This window comes from Marinilactibacillus piezotolerans (assembly GCF_900169305.1).
GTDB lineage: Bacteria > Bacillota > Bacilli > Lactobacillales > Carnobacteriaceae_A > Marinilactibacillus > Marinilactibacillus piezotolerans_A.
Window position 1 is genome coordinate 1,337,730 of the sequence record NZ_FWDP01000004.1, and the last position, 24,076, is coordinate 1,361,805.

At 40.9% G+C, this 24,076-nt stretch carries 25 protein-coding genes; 9 read left to right on the forward strand and 16 right to left on the reverse strand.

Annotated features, from left to right (window positions below):
* Positions 1 to 6: 6 nt before the first annotated feature.
* The 3 genes from B6F02_RS10100 to B6F02_RS10110 all read left to right on the forward strand — a co-directional run bounded on the left by B6F02_RS10100 (position 7) and on the right by B6F02_RS10110 (position 1,772).
* Positions 7 to 570, forward strand: coding sequence for a TetR/AcrR family transcriptional regulator (locus tag B6F02_RS10100; protein ID WP_080147217.1), 564 nt, complete (start codon positions 7 to 9; stop codon positions 568 to 570).
* Positions 571 to 740: 170 nt separating this feature from the next.
* Positions 741 to 1,250 (forward strand): general stress protein, encoded by a 510-nt coding sequence (locus B6F02_RS10105; RefSeq protein ID WP_179128571.1) that lies wholly within the window; start codon positions 741 to 743, stop codon positions 1,248 to 1,250.
* A 60-nt stretch (positions 1,251 to 1,310) separates the two neighbouring features.
* Positions 1,311 to 1,772, forward strand: coding sequence for a general stress protein (locus B6F02_RS10110; protein WP_080147219.1), 462 nt, complete (start codon positions 1,311 to 1,313; stop codon positions 1,770 to 1,772).
* Between the two features lie 47 nt (positions 1,773 to 1,819).
* On the opposite strand, the gene B6F02_RS10115 is transcribed toward B6F02_RS10110, so the two are convergent.
* Positions 1,820 to 1,984 carry a helix-turn-helix domain-containing protein gene (locus B6F02_RS10115; protein ID WP_080147220.1) on the reverse strand — a complete coding sequence of 55 codons (165 nt, stop codon included), beginning with the start codon at positions 1,982 to 1,984 and terminating at the stop codon, positions 1,820 to 1,822.
* 249 nt (positions 1,985 to 2,233) lie between these two features.
* Between B6F02_RS10115 and B6F02_RS10120 the strand changes: the two genes are divergently transcribed.
* Both B6F02_RS10120 and B6F02_RS10125 read left to right on the forward strand, forming a co-directional pair.
* The gene (locus B6F02_RS10120) at positions 2,234 to 3,007 is read left to right on the forward strand and encodes a general stress protein (RefSeq protein ID WP_080147221.1); all 774 of its coding nucleotides are present in this window, start codon (positions 2,234 to 2,236) and stop codon (positions 3,005 to 3,007) included.
* A 226-nt stretch (positions 3,008 to 3,233) separates the two neighbouring features.
* The gene (locus tag B6F02_RS10125) at positions 3,234 to 4,130 is read left to right on the forward strand and encodes a YsnF/AvaK domain-containing protein (RefSeq protein WP_080147222.1); all 897 of its coding nucleotides are present in this window, start codon (positions 3,234 to 3,236) and stop codon (positions 4,128 to 4,130) included.
* A gap of 129 nt (positions 4,131 to 4,259) precedes the next feature.
* Here the strand turns inward: B6F02_RS10125 and B6F02_RS10130 are convergent, their stop codons facing one another.
* The 3 genes from B6F02_RS10130 to B6F02_RS10140 all read right to left on the reverse strand — a co-directional run bounded on the left by B6F02_RS10130 (position 4,260) and on the right by B6F02_RS10140 (position 6,503).
* The gene (locus tag B6F02_RS10130; RefSeq protein WP_080147223.1) at positions 4,260 to 5,255 is read right to left on the reverse strand and encodes an LLM class flavin-dependent oxidoreductase; all 996 of its coding nucleotides are present in this window, start codon (positions 5,253 to 5,255) and stop codon (positions 4,260 to 4,262) included.
* 102 nt (positions 5,256 to 5,357) lie between these two features.
* Entirely contained in the window at positions 5,358 to 5,621 is a 264-nt protein-coding gene (locus B6F02_RS10135; RefSeq protein ID WP_080147224.1) for a hypothetical protein, read from the reverse strand.
* Between the two features lie 111 nt (positions 5,622 to 5,732).
* Entirely contained in the window at positions 5,733 to 6,503 is a 771-nt protein-coding gene (locus B6F02_RS10140; protein ID WP_080147225.1) for an alpha/beta fold hydrolase, read from the reverse strand.
* 158 nt (positions 6,504 to 6,661) lie between these two features.
* Between B6F02_RS10140 and B6F02_RS10145 the strand changes: the two genes are divergently transcribed.
* Positions 6,662 to 8,065: an aldehyde dehydrogenase family protein gene (locus B6F02_RS10145; RefSeq protein WP_080147226.1), complete on the forward strand. Its 1,404-nt coding sequence runs from the start codon at positions 6,662 to 6,664 to the stop codon at positions 8,063 to 8,065.
* Positions 8,066 to 8,139: 74 nt separating this feature from the next.
* On the opposite strand, the gene B6F02_RS10150 is transcribed toward B6F02_RS10145, so the two are convergent.
* Positions 8,140 to 9,426: a flavin monoamine oxidase family protein gene (locus tag B6F02_RS10150; RefSeq protein WP_080147227.1), complete on the reverse strand. Its 1,287-nt coding sequence runs from the start codon at positions 9,424 to 9,426 to the stop codon at positions 8,140 to 8,142.
* Between the two features lie 494 nt (positions 9,427 to 9,920).
* Here B6F02_RS10150 and B6F02_RS10155 point away from each other — a divergent pair, with 494 nt between their 5' ends.
* Entirely contained in the window at positions 9,921 to 10,772 is an 852-nt protein-coding gene (locus B6F02_RS10155) for a MurR/RpiR family transcriptional regulator (protein WP_080147228.1), read from the forward strand.
* A gap of 35 nt (positions 10,773 to 10,807) precedes the next feature.
* Here B6F02_RS10155 and B6F02_RS10160 read toward each other — a convergent pair whose 3' ends face one another.
* The 3 genes from B6F02_RS10160 to B6F02_RS10170 form a co-directional block, all read right to left on the reverse strand.
* A complete protein-coding gene (locus B6F02_RS10160) occupies positions 10,808 to 11,614 on the reverse strand; it encodes an HAD family hydrolase (RefSeq protein WP_080147229.1) in 807 nt (268 codons plus the stop codon).
* A gap of 516 nt (positions 11,615 to 12,130) precedes the next feature.
* Positions 12,131 to 12,994: an AAA family ATPase gene (locus B6F02_RS10165; protein ID WP_080147230.1), complete on the reverse strand. Its 864-nt coding sequence runs from the start codon at positions 12,992 to 12,994 to the stop codon at positions 12,131 to 12,133.
* Positions 12,995 to 13,223: 229 nt separating this feature from the next.
* Positions 13,224 to 13,610, reverse strand: a complete 387-nt coding sequence (locus B6F02_RS10170) for a hypothetical protein (protein ID WP_080147231.1) — start codon at positions 13,608 to 13,610, stop codon at positions 13,224 to 13,226.
* Positions 13,611 to 13,826: 216 nt separating this feature from the next.
* Between B6F02_RS10170 and B6F02_RS10175 the strand changes: the two genes are divergently transcribed.
* Positions 13,827 to 14,327, forward strand: coding sequence for a GNAT family N-acetyltransferase (locus B6F02_RS10175; RefSeq protein ID WP_179128572.1), 501 nt, complete (start codon positions 13,827 to 13,829; stop codon positions 14,325 to 14,327).
* 63 nt (positions 14,328 to 14,390) lie between these two features.
* Here B6F02_RS10175 and B6F02_RS10180 read toward each other — a convergent pair whose 3' ends face one another.
* From B6F02_RS10180 to pdxS, 4 genes are all read right to left on the reverse strand, one after another.
* Complete coding sequence (locus tag B6F02_RS10180) at positions 14,391 to 15,062, reverse strand: haloacid dehalogenase type II (protein WP_080147233.1); 672 nt, start codon at positions 15,060 to 15,062, stop codon at positions 14,391 to 14,393.
* Positions 15,063 to 15,160: 98 nt separating this feature from the next.
* On the reverse strand, positions 15,161 to 16,120 hold the full coding sequence (locus B6F02_RS10185) for a glutathione S-transferase family protein (protein WP_080147234.1): 960 nt from the start codon (positions 16,118 to 16,120) through the stop codon (positions 15,161 to 15,163).
* Between the two features lie 125 nt (positions 16,121 to 16,245).
* Complete coding sequence (gene pdxT / locus B6F02_RS10190; RefSeq protein WP_080147235.1) at positions 16,246 to 16,818, reverse strand: pyridoxal 5'-phosphate synthase glutaminase subunit PdxT; 573 nt, start codon at positions 16,816 to 16,818, stop codon at positions 16,246 to 16,248.
* Positions 16,819 to 16,820: 2 nt separating this feature from the next.
* On the reverse strand, positions 16,821 to 17,711 hold the full coding sequence (gene pdxS / locus B6F02_RS10195) for a pyridoxal 5'-phosphate synthase lyase subunit PdxS (protein ID WP_080147236.1): 891 nt from the start codon (positions 17,709 to 17,711) through the stop codon (positions 16,821 to 16,823).
* 216 nt (positions 17,712 to 17,927) lie between these two features.
* On the opposite strand from pdxS, the gene B6F02_RS10200 reads away from it, so the two are divergent.
* Positions 17,928 to 19,277: an aminotransferase-like domain-containing protein gene (locus B6F02_RS10200; RefSeq protein WP_080147237.1), complete on the forward strand. Its 1,350-nt coding sequence runs from the start codon at positions 17,928 to 17,930 to the stop codon at positions 19,275 to 19,277.
* A gap of 287 nt (positions 19,278 to 19,564) precedes the next feature.
* Here the strand turns inward: B6F02_RS10200 and B6F02_RS10205 are convergent, their stop codons facing one another.
* From B6F02_RS10205 to B6F02_RS10220, 4 genes are all read right to left on the reverse strand, one after another.
* The gene (locus B6F02_RS10205; RefSeq protein ID WP_080147238.1) at positions 19,565 to 20,104 is read right to left on the reverse strand and encodes a GNAT family N-acetyltransferase; all 540 of its coding nucleotides are present in this window, start codon (positions 20,102 to 20,104) and stop codon (positions 19,565 to 19,567) included.
* Positions 20,105 to 20,694: 590 nt separating this feature from the next.
* A complete protein-coding gene (locus B6F02_RS10210) occupies positions 20,695 to 21,522 on the reverse strand; it encodes a MetQ/NlpA family ABC transporter substrate-binding protein (RefSeq protein ID WP_080147239.1) in 828 nt (275 codons plus the stop codon).
* 54 nt (positions 21,523 to 21,576) lie between these two features.
* Positions 21,577 to 22,746 (reverse strand): aminotransferase class I/II-fold pyridoxal phosphate-dependent enzyme, encoded by a 1,170-nt coding sequence (locus B6F02_RS10215; RefSeq protein WP_080147240.1) that lies wholly within the window; start codon positions 22,744 to 22,746, stop codon positions 21,577 to 21,579.
* Entirely contained in the window at positions 22,716 to 23,867 is a 1,152-nt protein-coding gene (locus tag B6F02_RS10220; protein WP_080147241.1) for an iron-containing alcohol dehydrogenase family protein, read from the reverse strand. Before B6F02_RS10220 ends, B6F02_RS10215 begins: the two co-directional genes overlap by 31 nt.
* Positions 23,868 to 24,076 lie beyond the last annotated feature (209 nt).

A 24,076-nucleotide genomic window follows, 5' to 3' on the forward strand; every position in this document is an offset into this window, starting at 1 on the left:
TGTAAAATGGTTGGACGAAAAAATAACCGCCGAACTCAATATACCATTGCAGCCATTAAAGAAGCTTTTTTAACTTTGTTGAAAGATACCGATTTATCTAAAATCACCGTTACGGAAATCTGCAAGCTCGCTGATGTGAATCGTGGAACATTTTATATTCATTTCTCAGATCCTTTTGATCTCTATCAGAAAATCGAGTTAGATCTCACTGAACAAATCAAACCTATTCTGGCCATGAAGCCGCAGGACCAACTGCACGACTGGCTGCAGCGCTTGATTTTATTGTTCAAAGAAAACGAAGCTGCCAGCAGAATCATCTTAGCCAATTACCAGAACAGTAAAATGGTCAATGATATTTTTTCAGAAGTTCATGAAGCAGCTATGAAAGATTTCAGTATTTTGTTCAATGAACAGAACCCGCTACTCCTGGAATATTATTTTACCTATTTTGTAAAAGGAACGATTGGAACAATACTTGATTGGATGGAAAACGATCAGGAGACTTCCGTCGAAGAAATCACAGACGTGTTAAGCAACTTGATTTCTACATTTACTAGGAAGACAGACTAAAACCGACTGATCCCCATAAGAGAGATGCATTTAATCTTTCTTATGGGGTTTTTAATTATTGCCTAATTCCAGACATTCTAATATATAAACGTATTAATTGTAAATCTGAAAGCTGGTTTATATACTGGGAAGTGTAATCGTTGGTTTATACTGAAGGGGGAATGTATGAAATGGATAAATATGTTGAAGGTCATTATAGATCAGTTGAAGAAGCAGTCCATGCAGCAAAAGCCTTATTATCACAAGGGTATGCGAATGAAGACTTATTATTTGTGACAAATGATTCGACTAAGTCAGAATTAGCCGCTCAAACGGAAGTGGACGTTACCACTGATCTTTCCTTGGACCAAGAGGACAACGATCAAGATGAATCAATCATGGATAAAATTAAAGATGCCTTTACTAGTAATGACAATGACGATTCCGATCGTGACTCGGAAACAACAAAACAGCTGCAGGATCACAAAGAAGCCATTCGAGCAGGAGACATTTTCTTACTGGCAGAAACTGCCCCAACAGTGGATCGTGATCCAACAACTGAGCCAAACAGCGGATATGACAATCACAGTTCGATTCAAGATCCAGAAGTATCTTCTATTCCACAGACGACAGATGGATTTAAAAAAGACAATCCAGAAGATATTCATGTGGACAACAGTGACATTATGCACCGTCCGTAAGAATTGCAGATTTTTATGATCAAACTTCAGCTTCACCAAATAGTAATAGGAGGAAAATAAATGAGTAAATATGTAGACGGAAATTATACTTCCATGGAAGATGTTACCCATGCAATCAACGCCTTGGTTATGCGCGGATATAACAAAGACGGCATTGTAGTGGTTACTAATGAAAACAAGAAGCAAGAAATCTCTTCAGACTTAGATATGAATGTAACGACTGATGACTCTTATCCTGAGTTGAATGACTACAAAAACGATATTCAAAACGGTCATTTCATTGTACTGGCAGACGAAGACTCCAGTATCAATGAAAATCAAAGAACGGGCTCAACCAATGGAGAAGCAGAAAGTCCAGCAGCAGATCCGGCTCCGGCACCTGACTTGGGTTCGACTGCTTCAAGAGAGAGCGACATCGGCAACGACACATCAAGAGAAGTTCCCGTCACCGACAAGGAAGACGAACCCGGTGACATCCCTGTAGATGAAGATCATGATCTTAAAGGTCCACATAATTTATAGATAAGCAAAAGGACGACTTGGATCAAAACCCTAGTCGTCCTTTTTATTTATACTTCTTTTCCATATTCCAGCAAGTCCCCCGGCTGGCACTCCAGTACTTCGCACAGTTTCTCCAATGTAGAAAATCGAATGGCTTTTGCCTTACCGTTTTTCAGATTGGATATATTTGCCATCGTGATACCGACTTTCTCCGACAGTTCGGTCACAGACATTTTCCTTTAAATTATCATTTTATACCTGTAGATACTCCGTTAAAGCAAATAAACACTAAAAAAGTTGAGCAACACATTGCTAACTTCCTGCTTATCCTTTTTGCAACATAATTGGATTGCTGCTCCGTCTGTAGTCAGATGACAGCTGACATTTTCAAAGCGAGCATATGGTTTGTATTCAGTCATTATCCTCCTTATACTGACAATATAACCATAAGTATTGAAAATTCCATTAGGAGGAATTTAGTTATGAACAAACATGTTATTGGAAGTTACCAAACTGTAGATGAAGCAAAACAAGCTGCAAAAAACCTGATCGATCAAGGCCAAGCTAGAGATGAACTTACATTGGCAGCGAATCAGGCAACTGCTCAACAAATCGATACAGATATTCCTGTGAAAGTCTATGGAAATCATCACAACGAAAATCATCCTGATGAAGACAACGACGATTCTGTCATCGATAAAATAAAAGATGTCTTTACTGGCGACTCTGATGATCATTCGTTATCGCATACTTCAAACGAAGAAAATACACTGTTAGATGAATATCAAGCTGACATTTCTCGCGGCAGTATCGTCCTTTTAGCTGAAGAACGATTGGATACGAATGTATCTGGAATGAATGCCGATCGACCAATCATTGATTCTGGCAATTCAGCAGACAAACCCGTCATTGATACAAATGACTCGGTAGATAAACCTGTCGTTGATCCGATTAACCCTGCTTCAGACGTTGTTGTCGATTCAAAAGATGACCCTTCTGTTGATCCGGCCATAGCGCCAACGGATAAACCTGGAATCGATCCAACAGAACCTGCTCATCAAGAGGCTTCTCAATCGACTGAGCGTTCCTCAGATAAAGGAGGAAAAGTGGATAAACCAGTCATTGACCCTATTAATCCAGCATCAGATGTCGTAGTCGATTCTGAAAATGATCCATCGGTTGACCCAGCCATCACACCAGCTGATGATCCGGATATTGATCCAACTGATCCGGCACACCGCTCACCAAAGAAATAAACACGTAACTCATCAGCAATCAAATTAAGTTTCATGATCTGGGACAGGCATAATGCTTGTTCCAGATTTTTTATTTTGAACAACGCTTGTTTAGCCAAACCAACCATTCTCTATTGGTTTTGATCCGGCTCTTTCACCCTATATGCGTTTAATTTGAATAATGCCAATAGTATTTCTATACTGAAATTAAACGATTTTCGTGGAAAATCAAAGGAGGACTCAAGTAATGAATCAATTTATCAAAGGAAGCTATGAAACCGTTAAAGAAGCTAATAGCGCAATAGATCAGTTGATTGTGCAAGGATATAATAAAGATGATATTACGCTCGTTTCAAACGCTTCTACTCATAGTACCATTCGGACAGATGTCCCAACTAAAGTATACAATGGTCCTGAATCTTCAGATGAACAAAATGGTGAATCATTTATAGAGAAAGTCAAAGATATTTTCACAAGCGATTCAGCAAATAACACAACACATCAGACATCTAAAAATGAAAATACCTTATTGAACGATTACCAAAGTGACTTGGATGCCGGACACATCGTGGTGCTGGTTAAAGAAAACCCTAATACAGACAGTGTAACCAATTATGAAACAACAGAACCTGTAGAACCGCCAATGGACCCGATCGTCAAATCATCCACAGATGAAACTAATACAGAAGAGAAGCAATCCTCTTCTGCACAACAACCTGCTCATACTTCAGATAACCAAAAAGAAGCGATTGAATTAAAAGAAGAAGAACTAGATATCAACAAACACGAAAAACAGGTCGGTGAAGTGCACATCCAGAAAAATGTTACAGAAGAAACCAAAACAGTAGATGTCCCTGTAAAACATGAAGACATCAAGATCGAAAGACATCCTGCCTCCAGCGATACCCCTTCTGATACAACGATAGAAGAAGGCGAAGAAATTACTATTCCTTTATCAGAAGAACAAATAGACGTGACCAAACGTCCTGTCGTAAAAAATGAGGTTACCATTGAAAAAGAAACCAAAGAAGATACCCAACGAGTATCAGAATCTCTGCGCAAAGAAAATGCTGAAGTTCAAACAGAAGGGCCTCTTCATTTGGAAGACGACAAAACAGGTGATGACGAAAAGCGCAAATCTTAAAACCGATTGAATCCAGTGAGAAGAGAACTACTCAACTCTCCTTCTCTTTTCATACTGCATTCAAATAAAGGAAGAGAGACAACCTTGAATACAGGTTGCATCTCTTCCTTTTTTATAGGATTGATCTTTTTAAAGCATTTCTTTGGCTAACAGTCTGTACGTATTCAGTCTCTGTTCTTGAGAATGGGCGATGCTGCAGATCATAGCTTCGTCAAACCCATATTCTTCAGCATCTTGATAGAGTTTTTTCGCCACTTCTTCAGCTGTTCCCACTAAATGGATTTCGCGGTTGCGTTTGATCGCCGCTTCCTCTTCTTCAGACAGTTTGTATTCAGCCGCTTCTTCTGGTGTCATTAAACTTACCATTTTTCCTTGTGCCAAGCGAATACGCGCAATGTCTTGCGGTTTAGCTTGAAATTCGGCTTCTTCTTTTGTTTCAGCGACTGTAACGAGATAAGCTACATTGATCTCTGGCTTTTCCATAAACTCAGAGGGTGTGAAATGATGTCTGTATAATTCAAAGATTTCCTTGCGCATAGCGCCCAGCATAAAGAATTGTGCAAAAGAATAGCCTAATCCTTTTCTGCCTGCTTCAATCGCGCTGTTCCCGCTTGATCCCAGCAGCCATGCTTCTGGCTTAACGATTTTGCCAGGTGTCGCAAGTGTGTGCTTATATAAGGTTTCTTCCGGTCTTTTATCATTGATCAGTGTCAAAGCTACATCCAATTTTTCATATAAATGATCAAAATCCGGGTTGTTGCCTTGTGACAATGCATAGATCGAACGCTGATCTCCGCCTGGTGCACGTCCGACTCCATAATCAATTCTTCCCGGTGCCAAGGCACTGAGTGTTTTAAACACTTCTGCCATTTTCAGCGGTGAATAGTGCATCATCATCGTTCCGCCAGTTCCTAAACGGATACTGTTGGTTTTAGCAGCCATGTAGGCAATAATAATTTCAGGTGCTGAGCTGGCAAACGCATCACTCCCGTGGTGTTCTGCCATCCACATACGGTAATAGCCTAGTTCTTCTGCTACTTGGGCTAATTCTACCGCTTTTTCAATGGCACCTTGACCTGTATTGCCTCTTGTAATAGGTGCCTGGTCTAATACGCTAAGTTTCATTCATCTATCAACCTTTCTTTTACTTACTTTTAGTATACCACTGGTATCACGATCGGTCATGCTGCACTCTATCATTTTTTCTGTATTTATTCGGATGCCCGCTCAAATTCTACCATGTAGTGACAGATAATACAGCCGATACATTTCACCAGGTTCCGATTCAAATGCCCAGGGATTTCCTCTATATTCTTCTCCTTCTAGCACAAACCCATTATCTCCACCAGGAAAATAAACATCACTCATTGTTCCTTCCACGACTTCTGTCTCTCCTTTTAATGCATACGGCAGATCTAGGAGCGGTAAATAAAGAAAATTCTTCAGGATATCATCAAAAAAGGTAGCAAAATACCGATAAGCAATCACCATTTTTTATTCAAACGACCTTTTTTAATCGCACGACCATTGGAATCAGTCTCCCGAAAATCATTAAGAAAATGATGATCTCAAATGCTAGCGAACCGTAGTAGTATTCCATATTCAATTCTCCAAATCTGGTATAGAAGACTGTGCTTCAAGCAGTTCTTTTACAAAAAATGCCGTGATCTGATCCATTGTCGGTACTTTGACTAAATGTTTTTCATCTTCTTCAATAAACGTCAAGTTTGCTTCGGGGTTCTCTGCTACAAATTCTGCGGTATCCTCATAAGGGACAACGACATCCTGGTTCCCGTGCCAGAATAGGACTGGACGTCCAGCCAGTTTCTCGGGCTGTCTTGATAAATCATAATAAGGAATCCAAGCCAATAATGACTCGTAATCTTTTGGATAAAAGCGTCCCATCTCCTCAGCATACGCAAAAATCCGCTCGCGATAAGCTACCGGCTTAGGTGAACCCATAATACAAGCTGCTGCCTTGATCTCAGGATGATTCGTCAGCAATGCACAGGTTGTAATCCCGCCCATCGATACGCCGCCTACTGCAATCTGATCTTCTACCAGCCCCAGCTGTTTGAAGTGATTTACAATATACCCAAATTCAAATAAATTGGTATGAATACTCTGCCAGAATGTCAGCGATGGAACCTTTGTAATTTGCTGCTTCCGTTCTCCATGATTCGCCGCATCCGGCAGCAAGACACGAAAGCCGGCTTCAGCCAATTTACGCCCCTGGGTCAATACCAGTTCCTTGGACGACTGCCACCCATGATAATAGACAATCAAGGGCATACTTTCATTTCGCTTTTCTTGCTGCACCACTTCCAGCAAGGGGATCGTTCCCAGCAGTCTTTTTCGAATGGTTAATTTCATGTTCATTCACCTCATTTATTAGATTACCGCAAAACCATAACAGTGGATATATATAAACGCTTAGAATTTTCTCACTTCTTAAAAATAAGTTTCTGGTGAGCCTTTTCTTTTGAATCAATCAGCATTTTCTACATAATGGTTGTAAGGAGGAGATTTAAGTGAGAGAAGATACATTATATTATGATGGTCAATGGCAGCAAGCTCAATCATCTGACTACACTGAAGTTATTAATCCAACAACTGAAGAAGTCATTAGTAAAGTTGTAAAAGCAAACAAAGAAGATGCCGATCGAGCAGTTGCTTCTGCGAATTCTGCTTTTAAAGAATGGAACACATTAAATCCCGATAAACGAGCTGATTATGTAGAAAAAATCCTAGAAGGTATTAAAGAAAGAAAACAGGAATTAATGGATACAATGATTCAAGAACTAGGAACTTCTTCTATTTTTGCTAATAGCACTCAAGTAGCGCTAGCGGTTAACGAAATGTCAGCCAGCATCGAAGAAGCCAGACAGTATTCTTTTGAAGAAGAAGTAGAGAATGCTACCGTCATTAAAGAAGGTTTTGGTGTCGTTGTCTGCATCACTCCGTGGAACTTTCCGTTGAATCAGATTCAAAGAAAAATCACACCGGCATTGCTGGCAGGAAATACTGTCGTCGTCAAGCCGCCAAATCTAGCACCGCTTACCGCTTTATTACTCACAGAAATTATACATGATGCCGGGCTGCCGAAAGGGGTTTTCAACCTTGTTACAGGTTCTGGAAGCGAGACAGGTGATTATCTGACCAGTCATCCAGATGTATCAGTGATTTCCTTTACTGGATCCACTAAAGTAGGGAAAAGTCTATATGAAAAAGCTGAAAAAACAGTCAAAAAAATTGTATTGGAACTCGGCGGAAAATCTCCCATGATTTATCTTAAAGGCGGCGACTTGGAATTAGCTGTTAAAAATGCAGCAGATACCGTTTTGCATAACCAAGGACAAACATGTTCTGCACTTACGAGACTGTTAGTTCCAAAAGATGAATTAGAACGAACAAAAGAAGTCATTAAAGATTACTACAAAGACATTAAAGTAGGAGATCCAAGTGAAGAAGATACTATGGTTGGACCGCTAGTCTCAGAGGATCAAATGAAGACGGTCTTAGACTATATTGAAAAAGGAAAAGAAGAAGGAGCAGAAATCCTAATTGGCGGAAACAAAATTGACCGTACCGGTTATTTTGTTGAACCGACTGTCTTTGTTAATGTTGACAACAAGATGACCATTGCTCAAGAAGAAATTTTCGGCCCTGTGCTTGTCGTTATCACTTATGAATCAATAGAAGAAGCTATTGAGATAGCAAATGATTCAATGTACGGTCTGTCTGGCGGAGTCGTTGGACCAGAAGATGAAGCCATAGCTGTGGCTCGTCAGATTCGTACCGGCAACGTATTAGTAAATGACGGAAAACGTAGTCCTAAGGCTCCATTCGGTGGATATAAACAGTCTGGATTTGGAAGAGAAAATGGGGCTTATGGTTTAGAAGACTATTTTGAAATTAAAGCGATTTTCAAATAAATATCTTTGATTCAATAAAATCATTGCAAATAGACCGCGCTGTGTAGGTGACTATACAGCGCGGTCTATTCGTATTAATCAAACCGTTCTTCTATAAGCTTTTCTGCAGCATATTTTCCTGAGCGCACAGCACCTTCCATAAACTGTGGAAATTCCGGAGCGAGTTCTGTGCTCGCAAAAACCAGATTATCATGCGGCTCTTTTAATACTTGCTTTGCTTCAAAATCTCCAGCAAAGTGGGTAACAGCACCATAACCGCCTCCGAAATAAAGGGATTCTACCCAAACCTTTTCCACTGAATCAGAATACTTTCCTGCCTGATCCCCAAGAACTTCAGTCAGGCAGTCTACTGCAAACTGCTCTCTTGCTTCTGGTGAAGTTTCAGACAATTCTTTTGCTTTGTCTCCTCCAATAAACATGGTCAACCGGCTTTCGCCTGCAACTTTGGAGGAATCCATTACATTGACCCCTTCGTGCTCTGCAAACAATACACCAAAAAGTGTTTTCTCTTCTCCGCGAATTGAAAAGTGACGCCAGAACGCTTCTTTATAACTCAGCGTGATTTTGATCACAGCACCATCAATAAAGCTATTCAATGCTCTCTGATATCGCTCCTGCAATGATTCGCTGAATCGAATCCGACGCGCTACGGTTGGCGGAACAGCCACAATCACTTTTTTAGCAATGTAAGACTGCTGATTGCCGATTTTTATGACATAATTGTTTTTCTGTTTAAGAATGTCTGTTACTGGCGCTTGATAAATAATTCGCTCTGATGATTCTTCCGCTAAAAACTGGATCACATTATCTAACGGACCTGATGCCTGAAACTTTACTTCGTCTTCTTCCAGTGTAATATTTCCGATCAGTCTTTTCAGTGCTTTGGGATTGATATACTCGCTGTTGACTGTAAATTCCGCCGCTACGAAACTCTTGATTGCTTTTGCTTCTTCTTCATCCTCCACTACTTCTTTCAAGACTGCTGATAATGGATTTTTCTTTTTAAAAGCCAGATCTCCCAGCAGCTCTGCATGATGGTCAAAACCAATATGGCCGACTTCTGTTTTTCTTTCATTGATAATGATCGCATCGTCCAGCAGATAGGTTCGCTCCAGTTCCATTCCAGCTTCTCTGATCAGACGAACCATTTCGACCATATCTTCATTCACAAACTGGGCTCCTAACTCCGTATATCGGCCACTGTCCGCTTCTACGTTGGACCTGACTTTCCCACCAGGTTGTTTTGTTGCTTCTATGACCTTGTATTGCAGTCCTTTATTTTTTAATTCTCTTGCAGCAGACAGCCCCGCTAATCCGGCGCCAATCACAATGACATCATACACTGGCTCTTCTGGCTTCATTATTTCACTCCTGTATATATGAACGAATTCCCTTCAGTTTGAACTATTTGATTATGATTGTGGTTGTGCTATACTGATTACATAAAAAGAGGACATGCTCTAACATGCCCCTTAGTGTAGACCGTTTAAGACGGCAGCAAAGTTTGACTATTAAAAAATAACCGTTAACTCGCCAAAGTTAAAAGACGGTTATTTTTTTCTGTCATTAATCAGCTTGATCAGAGCAACTACAAGACCAATTAAGGAAATCAAAAGACCTCCGAAACAATCATAAGCTGCAATGCATCAGCTATGGACAAAAAGGCTTCTCCTTTCTAAGATTTCAGCACTTATCTCCATAAGCACCACCACCTTCCGGATAGCCACCGTCTTAACTTTCTACTATGATAGTATATCATGTTTTATGGTGCGCAAGTTATACTAAGTAACAACTGTTTTAGTAATCTAATAGAACGAAAACCGTATTCTAAAATACTCAACTAGGAGGTATTCCTTTGATTTTCGCAAAACTTAACCAGTTAAAGTCATTAACAGCAAGCGAGCAAACCTTAGTAGACTATATCCTTAAAAATCCTAAATTTATTATACAGCATGATCCAACTATGATTTCAAAAGAAGCCTTTGTCTCTGTATCAACCATTTACCGCTTATTGAATAAACTAGATTTCAATGGATTAAATGATTTAAAAATACAATTAGCGCAAGACCTTGAGCACCAAGAAGAATTCCCTTCTCAAATAGATATTAATTATCCAGTCATTGAAGAAGACAGTCATTATCAAGTCATGAGAAAGTTAAAGTCCGTATATACCGAAACACTAAATGATACACTTAATCTCAACTCTCCTGAATACTTAGCTCTTCTAGAATCCGCTTTAACCCGCGCGAAATTTATCGATGTTTATACGTCCTCTGCCAATATTTTTCTCGCTCAGAACTTTCAGTTTCAAATGCAGGAAATTGGGCAGCAAGTCTCTGTTCCTGTAGACGAGTATATCCAGCGATTAACTGCGGCAAATAGTACTTTCGAACACCTCGCTATTGTCATTTCTTTCGGCGGTCGAGGTGCGATGGTGCACGATATTTTGTCCATATTAAATGAAAATCAGACTCCTATTTTATTGATTGCGTCTGAGGAAGCCGTTGAGTTAGAAGGAAAAGTGAATTACCGACTTTTTCTTTCTTCTCTCGAAAACCATTATCACAAAATCTCTTCTTTTTCTACTCGGCTATCTTTACTTTATGTACTGGATACCTTATACACATTGCTATTCAACAAAGATTATCAGAAAAACAAAGACTTTAAATTGAAAAACTATCAAAAAATCAATCACTCCCTTAAATAACTAGGGTGTGATTGATTTTTAATTACTAAAGGTGTTCAATGCTCTTGTAAAGAAATGAACTGTTCGATTGCTTTCAGCACACCTTGTTGATCATTTGATTTTGTGACATAATTGGCAATGTCTTTGACTTCATCAAAAGCATTTTGCATTGCAAAGCTGTAGTCTCCAGAAGCCAATAGTTCCCGGTCGTTGTAGCCATCTCCGAATACCATTGTTTCTGATCTTGCTGCTCCTAATATTTTTTGTAGTTCTGCGACCGTTGTTCCTTTGTGGACACCTTTATTGGCAATATCAATCCATGCTGCTTCGGATGCAACAATAAAGGCATCCTCTTGAAACTGTACCAACTGTTTAACAGAATCATAACAGCGCAAAACGGGGTCATAGATTGTAATTTTTACAAACGCTTCTTCTATGTGCTGAAATTCAGGTACTTTTTCGATTCTGGTATAAGATCCTCTAATCTTTTCCACAACTGCTTCAGGCGTCGTATCTTTTATATATGCCGATGTTGGAGTACAAGCAATAATGGCATGGTCATCTGCTATCTCTTCCAGCTTTTTTATAATCCTTTTCCCTATATCGTTTGGCAAAAGGGATTCATACACATACTCTCCAGCATGTTTAATACGGGTAGCACTATCTCCTAATATCCATAAATGGTCACTACCGGATTCTTCGAAAAGTTCCTCTACCCTCTCACATTGCTTTCCCGTACAAATGGCAAATGTAACTCCTTTTTCATCCATCAGCCTCTGAGCTTTTTGATAGCGTTCGTGGTCAAAACTGCCCTGACTATTTAAAAAGGTTCCATCCAAATCTGTTATGACTAACTTGATCATTCACTGTAATCTCCTTTTCTATTCAATTGTAAGAACAGAAACTGTCCTCACTGCTTATTATAAGACAGAATCGGGCTTAGATACGGATTCATCAGTACATTGAAAAAATCTTCTTAAAAATTTCACCTTCTGCCTCAATCAACTGAGAATTTTTTCTCAAAATGCTAAATGGATTTATAGAGAAAGAAAAGCCAAGACGTAACAAAAAATTTCTCAGCAAATAGACGTCCTTAAAGTGATCGTTTCTACATACTGAGAGAATGATATTACTTAAATATTCGAATGTACTGATAGAACGGTTTAAATCTATCTAGCTGCCACATAACTAATCGGCAACGAGTCTAAAATCTTTAAATGACAAACCTGCTGATCATCCATTTCGAACAGATATGAGACTTTTTCGTTTAATCGCTGTTTATCGCGCGAGCTGTGGTCTTCGATTTGAGTAAAATCATAGTTTGTACTTCTCGTATCATTGCAATCTTTTTATTATTTTTGTATAGAGACTGAATTGATTTATTCCTCTAAAAATGCCTCTCGATGCTGCTCAAAAAACTTTTGATACGTCTGAACGTTTTTTAACGCTGTCCATTTTTTGACCTCAACGGGATCAGTGTCCAGGTCATAAATCTTAGCGTGCGGTATAGACAACAGGAACGGTGAATGGGTCGAAATAATAAATTGACAGTTGAAGAAACGAGCGGATTCTTCGATATACTGTTTTAACTCCAGCTGTTTCTCTGGAGACAGGCTGTTTTCCGGTTCATCCAGCAGATAAAGCCCTCCTTCTTCAAGCTTTTCTATGAAGTAGTAAAAGGCACTTTCGCCATTGGACTGCTCTCGAATGTTTTTGATGAGACGGTCTCTTACATATCTAGATTGTGTTTTTCTTCGTGCCTCATTGATTTTTTTAAGCTGTTCATAATCCTCCAGCGACTTCAGCTGAAATTGTGCATACTTCGTATTGAGATAATCTTCAAACATCTCCTCACGCTTATCGTCGATCTCTTCATTGATTGAACGCAGCGTCAAAATATAATCAAAGACATCATCGCTAGTGATGATCCGCTTGTATTCCGGCTGCTCAAAAGCAAAATCAACTGTACAAAGTTTTAGATATTCAGGAAAAAAAGATGACTTATTGTATAAAGCATCTCGTTCTGCCGCTATTTTTTCGCCTATGACATTTAAAGCCGTCGTCTTCCCAGATCCGTTTCCGCCATATAAGATTGTAATCGGCTCAAAGTCCAGACGCTCAAGGCGTCGTTTAGATAACACCTGAAACGGGTAAAACGTTGTATATACTTTTCGCTTTACCTTGCAGATAAAATACTCGGACTCTGCATCATTATCCGGAAATGTAATCGAGTTGATGTACAAGGGTATGCTCCTTTCAAGTAAATATTGTGATAACTATGTATGGTGATCACTTTTGCTGGTGATCTTTTTAAGTCGTTACTTCAGTTTATCATAACGTCTGTTTCAGATACTAAAAATCAGCGCTATTCTTAGTAAAATTACACAAAAATCTCCCGACAAATATACCCGGCCTGCTGCCAACCTGATACATTCATCGAGAGAACTATACTGTATTGAACAATCAAAAACATTAACCAGCTGCCACATAGTTGATAGGCGACCAGTCAGCTGTTTTCAGATGACGAACTTGCTGATCATCCATTTCAAACAGATGTGAGACTTGCTCATTTAATCGGTGTGTGTCTCGCGAGCTGAAGGCGCCCATTTTAATAAAATCAAAGATAGACTCATGAAAAGCTCTCCTTCTCATATAGTCGGCATCCTTGATTAGAAAATAATCTGCGAGCACTACATCAGAGTAAATCATTTCAAGTCGATTCTCATCATTTAACACTTTCAATTCATACGTTACTTCCTGCAACTCATCATTTTTTTGTACTTGATGATATAATGCTTTCATCGTCTGTTTACCCGGGGAGTGTTCCTCTGTCAGTAATGTAATTACTTTTTCAGACATCTAAGTCCCTCCATATTCACCTTTTTTTGAAAATCATTTCTCCGTTTTCATTAACAACTAAGAGTGTACACCCTAGACCCGGGTAGAAGTCAAGTTTGTATGCTCAGCTTTAGATAATCTTTAGATTGTGAGCGGATTCATTGTAAACTCAGCTTTTTTTGCTTTCTTTTGTCCTCTAATCACTTATAATCAAAAAGAGACGAAAGGAGTACGATGATGATTGAGATCAAAGAACTAACGGAAATCCAAACGAATCAAGACGAGTTAGCTCGCCTTTTCCAGGAAGTTGTTGCAGATGGTGCTTCGATGAACTTTCTGCATCCCATGCAATATGAAACGGCTATCCATTACTGGAGCAATGTACTAACAGAAAATGTTCGACTATTCATTGCTATATTGGATGATAAAATTGTAGGCACGGTCCAGCTGCATCTGAGCGACAAAGAAAACGGCCAGCACCGAGCAGAAATTGCTAAACTCATGACCCATCCAAACGCTCGCAGAAAAGGAGTCGCCAAAACGTTACTGCACTATGTATTGCAGATCGCAGAACAAGAAGGAAGGACCCTGCTGCTGCTCGATACAGAAAAAGACAGTTTGGCAAATGGTCTATACCAATCGGCAGGATTCGTTCTATATGGAGAAATTCCGGCCTATTCACAAGACCCTTTCGGTGTTTATAAAGACGGGAATTGCTATTATAAGTTGCTGAAGTGAATGCACTAAAAAACAAAGATAGCAGTCCGAAATGAACTGTTATCTTTGCTTTAAAAATGTTTGCTATTGATTCTTCTCAATCATTTCTTCCACCAAGCTTACTAAATGATGATGGGAAAAATCTGGTTGTGAATAATAGGGATTGTACTGATCTTTTTTGCGGTCAATGTAAGCTGTCGTCAGCCCTGCTCTCTTAGCCCCGAACAAGTCCCAATCGTGAGTGGCGACCATGACCGTTTCCTCTGCCGTAGCGTTTTCTTCTTTCAATACATACTGATAGATATCTTTGAACGGTTTATATTTCTGTACGGCATCCACCGAGTAATACGAATCAAACAATTCGATGAGCCTGGCGTTTGTCAGCTGCTCTTTAACCATTTCATTAGAGGAATTTGTTACAGCAATGACTTTGATATCCTGTTCTTTCAGCAATCTTAATGCTTCCGGTACGTCATCATATGCCGGAAGTTTTTTAAATGACCCTAATATATCTGTCTTGATTTCCTCTGTCAGTTCTTTTCCTTTCTCTAGAAACAAACTTTCTAAAGCTGCTTCTGATAGTTTTCCGAAATCGACATACTCGTCCATTGCGCCCATGACCGCAGAATAGTGTAATACCTTGGCAAACCAATACTTGGGAACAGTCGGGTCCGCAAAATGTTTTTCAAAATTTTCTTTCAATAAGCTTAGATTCAGCAGCGTTTCATTCATATCAAATAAGACGGTTTTGATCATTTATTTTTTCATCCCTTTCCAGTAAACTCTTGCTTGTCCGAATTCTAACATGAAAAGGTATCTTTCCTGAAACAGAAAGATACCTTTTCACGATCTATTTAATCATCTAAACTAAAATCCAGCTCCGGCCCTTTTGGTACGATACCGTTTGGATTGATCTGTTTATGGCTGCGATAGTAGTGCTGCTTAATGTGATGGAAATCGACTGTTTTTTTGACGCCTGGTTCGTTATACAGTTCCCGCGTATAACGCCATAGATTTTTGTAATCCACGAGACGACGGATATTACATTTAAAATGACCATAATAAGCACTGTCAAAACGAATCAAGGTCGTGAATAAACGCCAGTCAGCTTCTGTGATCTGGTCACCAACTAAAAAGCGGCTGTTTTCTAAGCGTGCTTCTATCTTATCCAGCGCCTCAAATAAAGTCGTGACTTCTCTTTCATAAACGTCCTGACTTGTCGCAAATCCAGTCTTGTAGACTCCGTTATTGATTGTCCCGTATACAATATCATTGATCTCGTCAATTTCATCCAGTAAGTCTTCCGGCAGATAGTCTTTGTTATTTGCCCCGACTTCATCAAAGGCAGAATTAAGCATTCGCATGATATCTGAGGATTCATTATTGACAATGGTATCCTGCTTTAAGTCATACAACGTCGGTACCGTCACACGTCCGCTGTAATTCGGATCGACTTTCGTGTAGATTTCATGCAGATAGTTCGCATCCATGACCGGATCTGGAATAACTCCTTCTCCCGGTTCAAATGTCCACCCGTTTTCCAGCATCAACGGATTTACAACAGAGATTGAAATCATATCCTCCAGTCCTTTAAGGCTGCGCATAATCAGCGCACGACTCGCCCAAGGACAAGCTAGAGAGACATAAAGATGATAGCGGTTCGGCTCAGCCTTGAACCCGCCTTCTCCTGTCGGCCCAGCACTGCCGTCTTGTGTGATCCAATTTCTAAATTGCGACTCCTGACGAATAAATTCGCCCTCATCATTGTTATAATCCCATTTGTCATGCCATTTTCCTTTTACTAGTAATCCCATGGTTGGCTCCTTTCAAGATGACTTACACTTTCTGTTTTAACGTTTTTGACGTTTCTCTTTTAAGTATAAATCTCGAAATTGAAATAAACAACCAACTAGATTCATTTACCCTAATCGTAGTAACCTCACTGAATTTTATTTAAAAAGTAATTCAAGACAGCGTAATCTTCTGTTAATTCCGGATGATGAGCCGTCACTAGAACATTCCCCTGCTCTGCGGCAACGATTTTCTGATCAATAGAAGCGAGCACTTTAACGCCAGATCCGACCGACTGAATATAAGGCGCACGGATAAATACAGCTTCGACTTCCTGAGCAATCCCCTCAAACTGAAGGGCAGTCTCAAAGCTGGCTGCTTGTCTTCCAAAACCGTTTCGTTCGACTTCCATATCAATAAATCCTAGACGCAAATCTTCAGTATCGCGGCTTTCGTCTGTACTGCAGAGTATGAGACCTGCGCAGGTTCCGAAAATGGCTTTTCCTTCTTTATGAAAAGTGCGCAGGCGGCTTTCCAGTCCTTGTTCACGGATCAATCGGCCGATTGCCGTTGATTCTCCGCCGGGAATGATCAAGCCATCTAATCCATCGAAGTCTTCAGATTTCTTAACAGATACTGCCTGCACCCCCAAACTGCTTAAAGCAAAGAGATGTTCTGTAACAGCTCCCTGCAGATCTAAGACACCGACTGTTTTTATCATGCCTACCATCCTCTATCCTGCATGCGTTCAGCTTCTTGAAGGTGGCTGATCTCGATTCCTTTCATCGGTTCACCTAACCCTTTAGAAAGTTCAGCCAATAATTCGTAATCTTCATAATTTGTCGTTGCCTGAACGATCGCCCGTGCAAATTTTTCTGGTGATTCGGATTTGAAAATTCCCGAACCGACAAATACACCATCCGCTCCAAGGCTCATCATCAATGCAGCATCAGCTGGTGTCGCCACCCCACCAGCAGCAAAGTTGACAACCGGCAATTTCCCTAATTCTTTGACTTCTTTTACTAATTCGTACGGCGCACCCAAGTCTCTGGCAAACGTCATCAGTTCATCATTTGATTTGCCGGACAGAATCTGGATCTGGCTGTTTACTTTGCGCATATGACGCACCGCTTCAACGATATTTCCAGTTCCAGGCTCTCCTTTAGTTCTGAGCATAGAAGCTCCTTCGCCAATACGGCGCAACGCTTCTCCCAAATCTCGGCAGCCGCAAACGAAAGGTACGACATAGTCAGATTTCAGCAAGTGATATTCCTCATCTGCCGGCGTCAGCACTTCGCTTTCATCGATGTAATCCACGCCCATCGCTTCTAGGATACGGGCTTCCGAAACATGTCCGATACGGACTTTAGCCATGACCGGTATACTTACGACATTCATGACTTCTTCAATAACAGTAGGATCGGCCATACGCGCAACGCCGCCTGCTTTTCGTATATCAGAAGGTACACGTTCCAACGCCATGACCGCAACAGCTCCTGCAGCTTCTGCTATTCTAGCCTGTTCCGCATTGACCACATCCATGATGACACCGCCTTTTTGCATTTGCGCCATTCCGCGTTTAACTTTTTCGCTTCCGATGATTCTTTCACCCATAATTAATCCCCCAACTTTTCTAAGTTTTTCTTTTTTTATATTATTCTCTAACGATAGAAAGTATACGCATGAAAAAAAGATTGGGCTACATCCAATTGGACTAGAGTTAACCCATCCAATTTATGATATAATAAGTGAAATCTGACTAAAGGAGGATTTGATATCGATAATTGGAAAATACAAAGAGACCGATCTCTGCCGATCTATCAGGAAATTATGAAATTAACAGAAGAAAAAATCCGGTCCGGTGAATTGCAGCCCGGAACCCGGCTGCCGGCTGAAAGAAAACTAGCAGAGGCTTTGAATGTGAACCGTTCTACCGTCATACGAGCTATGGAAGAATTGACTGCTCAAGGTGTACTGACCCGGAAGAAAGGAAGCGGTACCTTTGTAAACCCGGACAAATGGGGACTGCAGATGAAGCCTTTGATCAACTGGGGCACGTCACTAACCACAGAAACACTGAATAAAAAGACAAAATATGAACAAACCGCTGCACGGCTTTTGAAAGATCGAAAAGGAAAAGTCATGGATCTGTCTAAAGGAATTTTGCCTGCAGAATTGCTGCCGGAGCTTCAGTCGCCCGATCTCTCCTGGAAAGAACTGATCCAGCAAGAAAAAGAACAAATCCCCATGCATAGCGGTATCTATTCTTTAAGAGAAAGTGTTCAAACTTACTTGAAGAAAACCTATGAAATGGAGGTTCCTTTGGAAGAAATTCTGATCACTTCCGGCACCCAGAATGCACTATTTTTAATCTCTCAAGGTCTGCTGAAACCGGGCGATGCTGTTGGAATAGAATCCCCTTCTTATTTTTATTCCCTTCGTTTATTTCAAGCAGCCGGACTGCGCATCGTGCCGATTTCAATGGATGCAGAAGGCATGACCCTTAAGGGATTGCAGGAAGCTTCTTTGAATTATCCGTTGAAGATGATTTTTTTGAATCCGATTTTTCAAAACCCGACCGGCCGGGTAATGAGCCCTAAGCGAAAATCTCAGATCCTAGACTATTGCATGATGAAGCGGATCCCAATCGTAGAGGACGATGCTTACGGCGGTCTCGCTTTTGATCAATCAGTGGATACTTCTCCATTGAAGAAAATGGATCAGGCGGACCAGATCATTTACCTAGGCACTCTCTCCAAATTAGCCGGAAATCATTTACGGATCGGCTGGATGGTTGGTCCCCGAACCGTAATGAAAAGCCTTGCCGATATCCGGATTCAGATCGATTCAGAACTCAGTTTTCTTCCGCAGTTTATGGCCGATCATTTTCTTAGAACGGAAATGGAAGAACATCAGCAGAACATCAGAAAGACACTGGCAAACAGAGCTCGCAACTTGGAGACCTGGTTGCAAAAAGAGTTCGGATCAGACATTGCCTTTTCTCCTTCTAAAGGCGGATTTCACTTGTACTGCCAGTTTTCAAACAAAACAAGAGAAGAAGTAGAGAAAATATTATATGAACTACTCGATAAAAACGTAATAGTACTAGAAGGGAAAAAGTTTGGCGCTCAGACAAATGGATTCCGCTTGAGTTTTACTCATTTTGAAAAAGAGTTTTAGAAAGAAATCCCTTTTCATTTTCTATTCGATCAAACACCTTTCTCCAGAAAAAAACTGTTTTTCGACAATCCACTTCCTAAAAAAGTGCTGTATCATAGGGAGATTGTAGACTCATTATTATTCTAATATGCGGTCGTTTAATGCGTAAAGAAAAGAACTATTCACTCGCTCTATCAAAGAAGACAGCAACCGAATCTGCTGCTGTCTTCTTTATTTCCATGTATATCTACATACAAAATCACTCTATTTTTCTTAGTTTTCAAAGTCAGCATGTATTCTTTATCTTTTTATGAATCATTCCAGTCAGTCAACAGCAGCCCATAGTAATAAACATCCAGCCATTTCCCATCCTGGAACAGGCCTTCTCGGTCAACGCCTTCTCTTTGAAAGCCGATTTTCTCGTAAAGCTTGATCGCTGCTTCGTTGTTGCTGTGGACGGACAAGCGGATTTTATGCAGTCCCAGTTCGTAAAAAGCAAATCGGCAGATCGTGTTCAATGCATCCGTCGCAAATCCTTGTCTTCGATTGGTTTGTGGAACGATCGCTAAACTGAGCTCTGCGCCTCTATTCTTCAGCTGCACGTCAGATAGCGCTACCCAGCCTATAAACGTTTCTGTAGTAAGATCTCTAACCGCAAACATGAATCGTTCATTATCGTTCGGGTCTCCTTCAAACGTTTTCCATGTTTCTACATTCCATGGGTGAAATGTGTCCCACGTCAGATGTCTCAGGAATTCATTGTCCCATTGATACTCAGCCAGGAACTCAAAATCTTCTTCATAAAAATGGGTAAAGTAAATCTTTTCTCCGGCAATGACATTTTTCATTTCAGTACCTCCACTCTCTTTAATTTCACTATACAGGAAGGGACTGCGACCGACAATGCAGGAAATAAATTTTATAAACAAACCGTCTATTAGAACAACCTTCCTTTTACGTGATGAATGAACAGCTGTTTCTATTGTTGCTGATTGATCATAGTACACCGGCTATTTACTGTCTAAAGGGGTTTAAAGACTTTCCTTGATTAGAATCGTGGTACTGATTATTTTTTCTGTAAAATCTAGCTGGATTTTTGGAGAATCCTATTCAACTTGTAAAGGGACATAGTCATATGGCAAATTCTGATCATTAACTTTGTGCCCTTTGATTCTCTGCACTCTCTCAATATCCTACTCTTCCCATAACAACTGCTTCAGCTCTTCAAATTCATCGCTTTTCCTTTCCAAATCTTTATGTGCCACGTTCGTTACCTTTCTCGTTCACTCTGCAAAATTTCGAAGTTAAGTGCAAATCTTAATATAGTAACGGACAATTTGAAGCCGACTTCATTTTCTCTTTTATTAACCCTAAATAAAAAGGTACCTTTCCGAAAACAGAAAGATACCTTTTAAAATTAGTCATTACTTCAGGTGATTTACCAAGCCGGTACTAAAGCACCTTTAAATTCCTCTTCAATGAATTGTTTGATCTCTGGAGTTTTATAGTATTCAACAAATTGTGCCAAAGCTTCATCGTCTTTGTCTTCTGTTCTGGAGACGATATAGTTTGCCTGAAATAGATCATCCACATTTTCCATGAATATACCGTATTCTTCAGGGTTGATTCCTGCATCCAGGATAAAGTTTGAATTAATACCGGCAGCACCCACGTCTTGTAGTTGGGCAGGTAATTGAGCAGCTTCCGAAGCAATAAAGTCTAAGTTCAGTGGATTATCTACAATATCATCAATGGTCACTTCAACGCCTGACCCTTCAGGCAGCGTAATCAGCTCCGCTTCTTCGAACAGTTGCAGTGCGCGACCTTCTTGAGTAGGCGAGTTCGGGATGCCGATAACATCTCCTTCTTGTATTTCACTGACATCATCGTATTTTTCAGAATAAATGCCCATTGGTATCGTTAGTGTCGGTTCTATCTTCGTTAAGTCATATCCGCTTTCTTCTACAACCGTATCTAAGAAAATGCCTGTCTGGAACGAGTTGATGTCCAGCTCTCCTTCTGCTAATGCAGTATTTGGCTGCACAAAATCACTAAAGGGAACCACTTCGATTTCCATTCCATCTTCTTCTGCGATTTTTTTGACTTCATTTAGAATATCTTCATGCGGTCCGGCAGTCACACCCACTGTCAACACCCCGTCACTCAATAATCCTTCCGCTTCTTCAGAACTGGCATCTTGTCCACCGCATCCTGTTAAAATTGCCCCAATCGCTGCTGTTGTTACAAATCCCCATACTTTTTTCATCTTCTTTTCTCCCTTTTTAATCACTGGTTTTTCATTTCTGTTAATGGTGTAAGCCTATATTTTTAATTGAGCAAGTCTTTTCGCTGCTTCAATCAACCGTTCTTCCGAATGCGCTAAGCTGATCCGGACGTACCCTGCTCCCAGACTCCCAAAACCATCTCCAGGCGCAACCAGAACTTGTACTTCTCTTGCCAAGTATTCCATAAATTCTTCTGAACTAAATCCTTCCGGCGCTTTCAGCCAAATGTAAAACGATCCTTTTGGTTTGTTGAATTTGAACGCTGTCGATTCTAGTTCTTTTAAAAAGAGATCTCTGCGTCTTTCGTAGGTTGCCGTCAGGTTCCGTACAGAAGACTGATCGCCTGTCAGTGCTTTTGCGGCTGCTCTTTGAATCCCGCCGTAGTAGCCGCACCCAATATGGTCTTGCAGCAGATTTAGGCTTTCGATAACCGACGCATTTCCGACAGCGAACCCCATTCTCCATCCTGCCATGTTATGCGACTTGGATAAGGTGAAAAATTCTACCCCGACCTCTTTTGCACCTGGCGTCTGCAGAAAACTCAAGGGACGCTCTCCGTCAAATCCAATCGTTCCATACGCAAAGTCCTGCGCTACACAGATATGATGCTGCTTCGCAAATGCCACTGTCTCAGCGAAAAATTCAGGCGTGGCAACGGCTGAAGTCGGATTGTTCGGATAGTTCAGAAACAACAGCTTCGCTGCCTCCGCAGTCTGTTCATCCACCTGACCATACTGCGGTAAAAACAAATTTGCTTCCAGCAGCGGCAATTCAGCGATCTTTGCACCCGCCAGTCCGATACCGGACAGATAATCAGGATAGGATGGATTCGGCAAGAGCACGGTGTCTCCTGGATTCAGTAAACATTGACTGACTTCCACAACACCTGCTTTTGAGCCATGTAAAATCGCTACTTCTGTCTTCGGATCCAGCTCGACGCCATACTCCCGAAGATAGTATTCAGCTACGGCTTCTTTCAAGTAATCGAACCCAGTTGCCGGGCCGTACTGGTCATTGATCGGATCATCAGCCGCCGCTTTCAGTTCTTCCACAATAAACTCTGGCGCCGGCAGATCCGGATTCCCGACGCCTAGATCAATGATATCTTCATACTGCGCCTTGAGTTCATTTTTTCGTTTTGCTAAATAAGAAAAATACTGCCTGGGCAGTCGTTTCAGCATTTCCGACTTTGCAAAATCGCCCATTTCTCATCCCTCAATCTCAGTTTTTCTGTTTTTTTCTCTATATAATCCTCTAATTCAACAATTGCTTGGACTAAACCATTTTGTGTCGCAGGATATCCTGACTTGACCACTGCATCATCCTGTACAACTTTTCCTGCAAATTGTTCGACTTGATCAGCTGTCAGACCGCTTAACTTAAGATCCGCCAGCGACTTCGGCAGGTTCAATGCATTATAGAACGTAAACAGCTGATCGATCTCAGACCATTTGTTTTCGACCGCGAGTTGGACCAGTACACCATATGCTACTTTTTCACCATGAAGGTAATCATGTGTTTCCGGGAAAACGGTGAGTTTATCGTGGACAGCGTGTCCCACTGTCGTACGAGCATATGCATCTCCCAGTCCGCCTACCAATCCGCTGATTGAAATGATAGTTTCAACAATCTGAATAAAAGCGGGCGTCAGAGTCTGTGACTGGATATCAGCGACGGCTTGCTGGCCGTGCTGAACGATGTTATCTCTGCAGTGCAGAGCTGCTGAGCGAGCCATCATCAGGAATGCATCTGTCTGATGTTCCGGCTGAGACAAAATCAAATCTGATTCATACCACTTAGCTAATGTATCAGCTACTCCAGCAATAAAGTAATTAACCGGAGAATCAAGTACCAGCTTCGGCTCAATCAATAAAAGTCCGACTTGCTCTTTGTGGAAGTCATATCCAAGACAGACACCATCAGCTGAATACATGACACTCAACGGTGTCCAAGGTGCACAATTGCTCGCCAGCGTTGGAATTAAAATAGAATAGATACCTTGTACCTTGTCCGCTGAATATTTGACTGTGTCCAGCAATTTCCCGCCGCCAACTCCAATAATGGCGTCCGCTTCTACCTGAACGGCAAGTTCTGCAATACGCTCAACTTCTTCATACGTACACTCTCCATTGAAGGCACTCAACTCGATTTCAATTTCACTTTCCAGAAACGCTGATAGATAGGGTTGAGCGACTTTCCAAGAGGTTGTTCCATGAACGATGACCACTTTCTGGATACCGCGTTCTTTTACTCTTTCGCTTAGCGCATCCAGTACCCCTGCGCTGCATTCATACTCTTGAGGACCTGTTCTTACAACTAATGACATCTGCTATTCCTCCAATTTTTTCTATAAAAAAATCCGCCCTCACACAAATAAGCTTTGTGAAAGGACGGAAAGTTATCTACTCTCGTGTTACCACCTTGTTTCGCAACAGCTTCGCAGCTATTGCCTTCAGCAGTGCGTTCGGCCAAACATTGGACCTACTGATACTGTCGCGCTTTAGCGGGCGCACCCGTAACCGTCTGAAGTTCCAT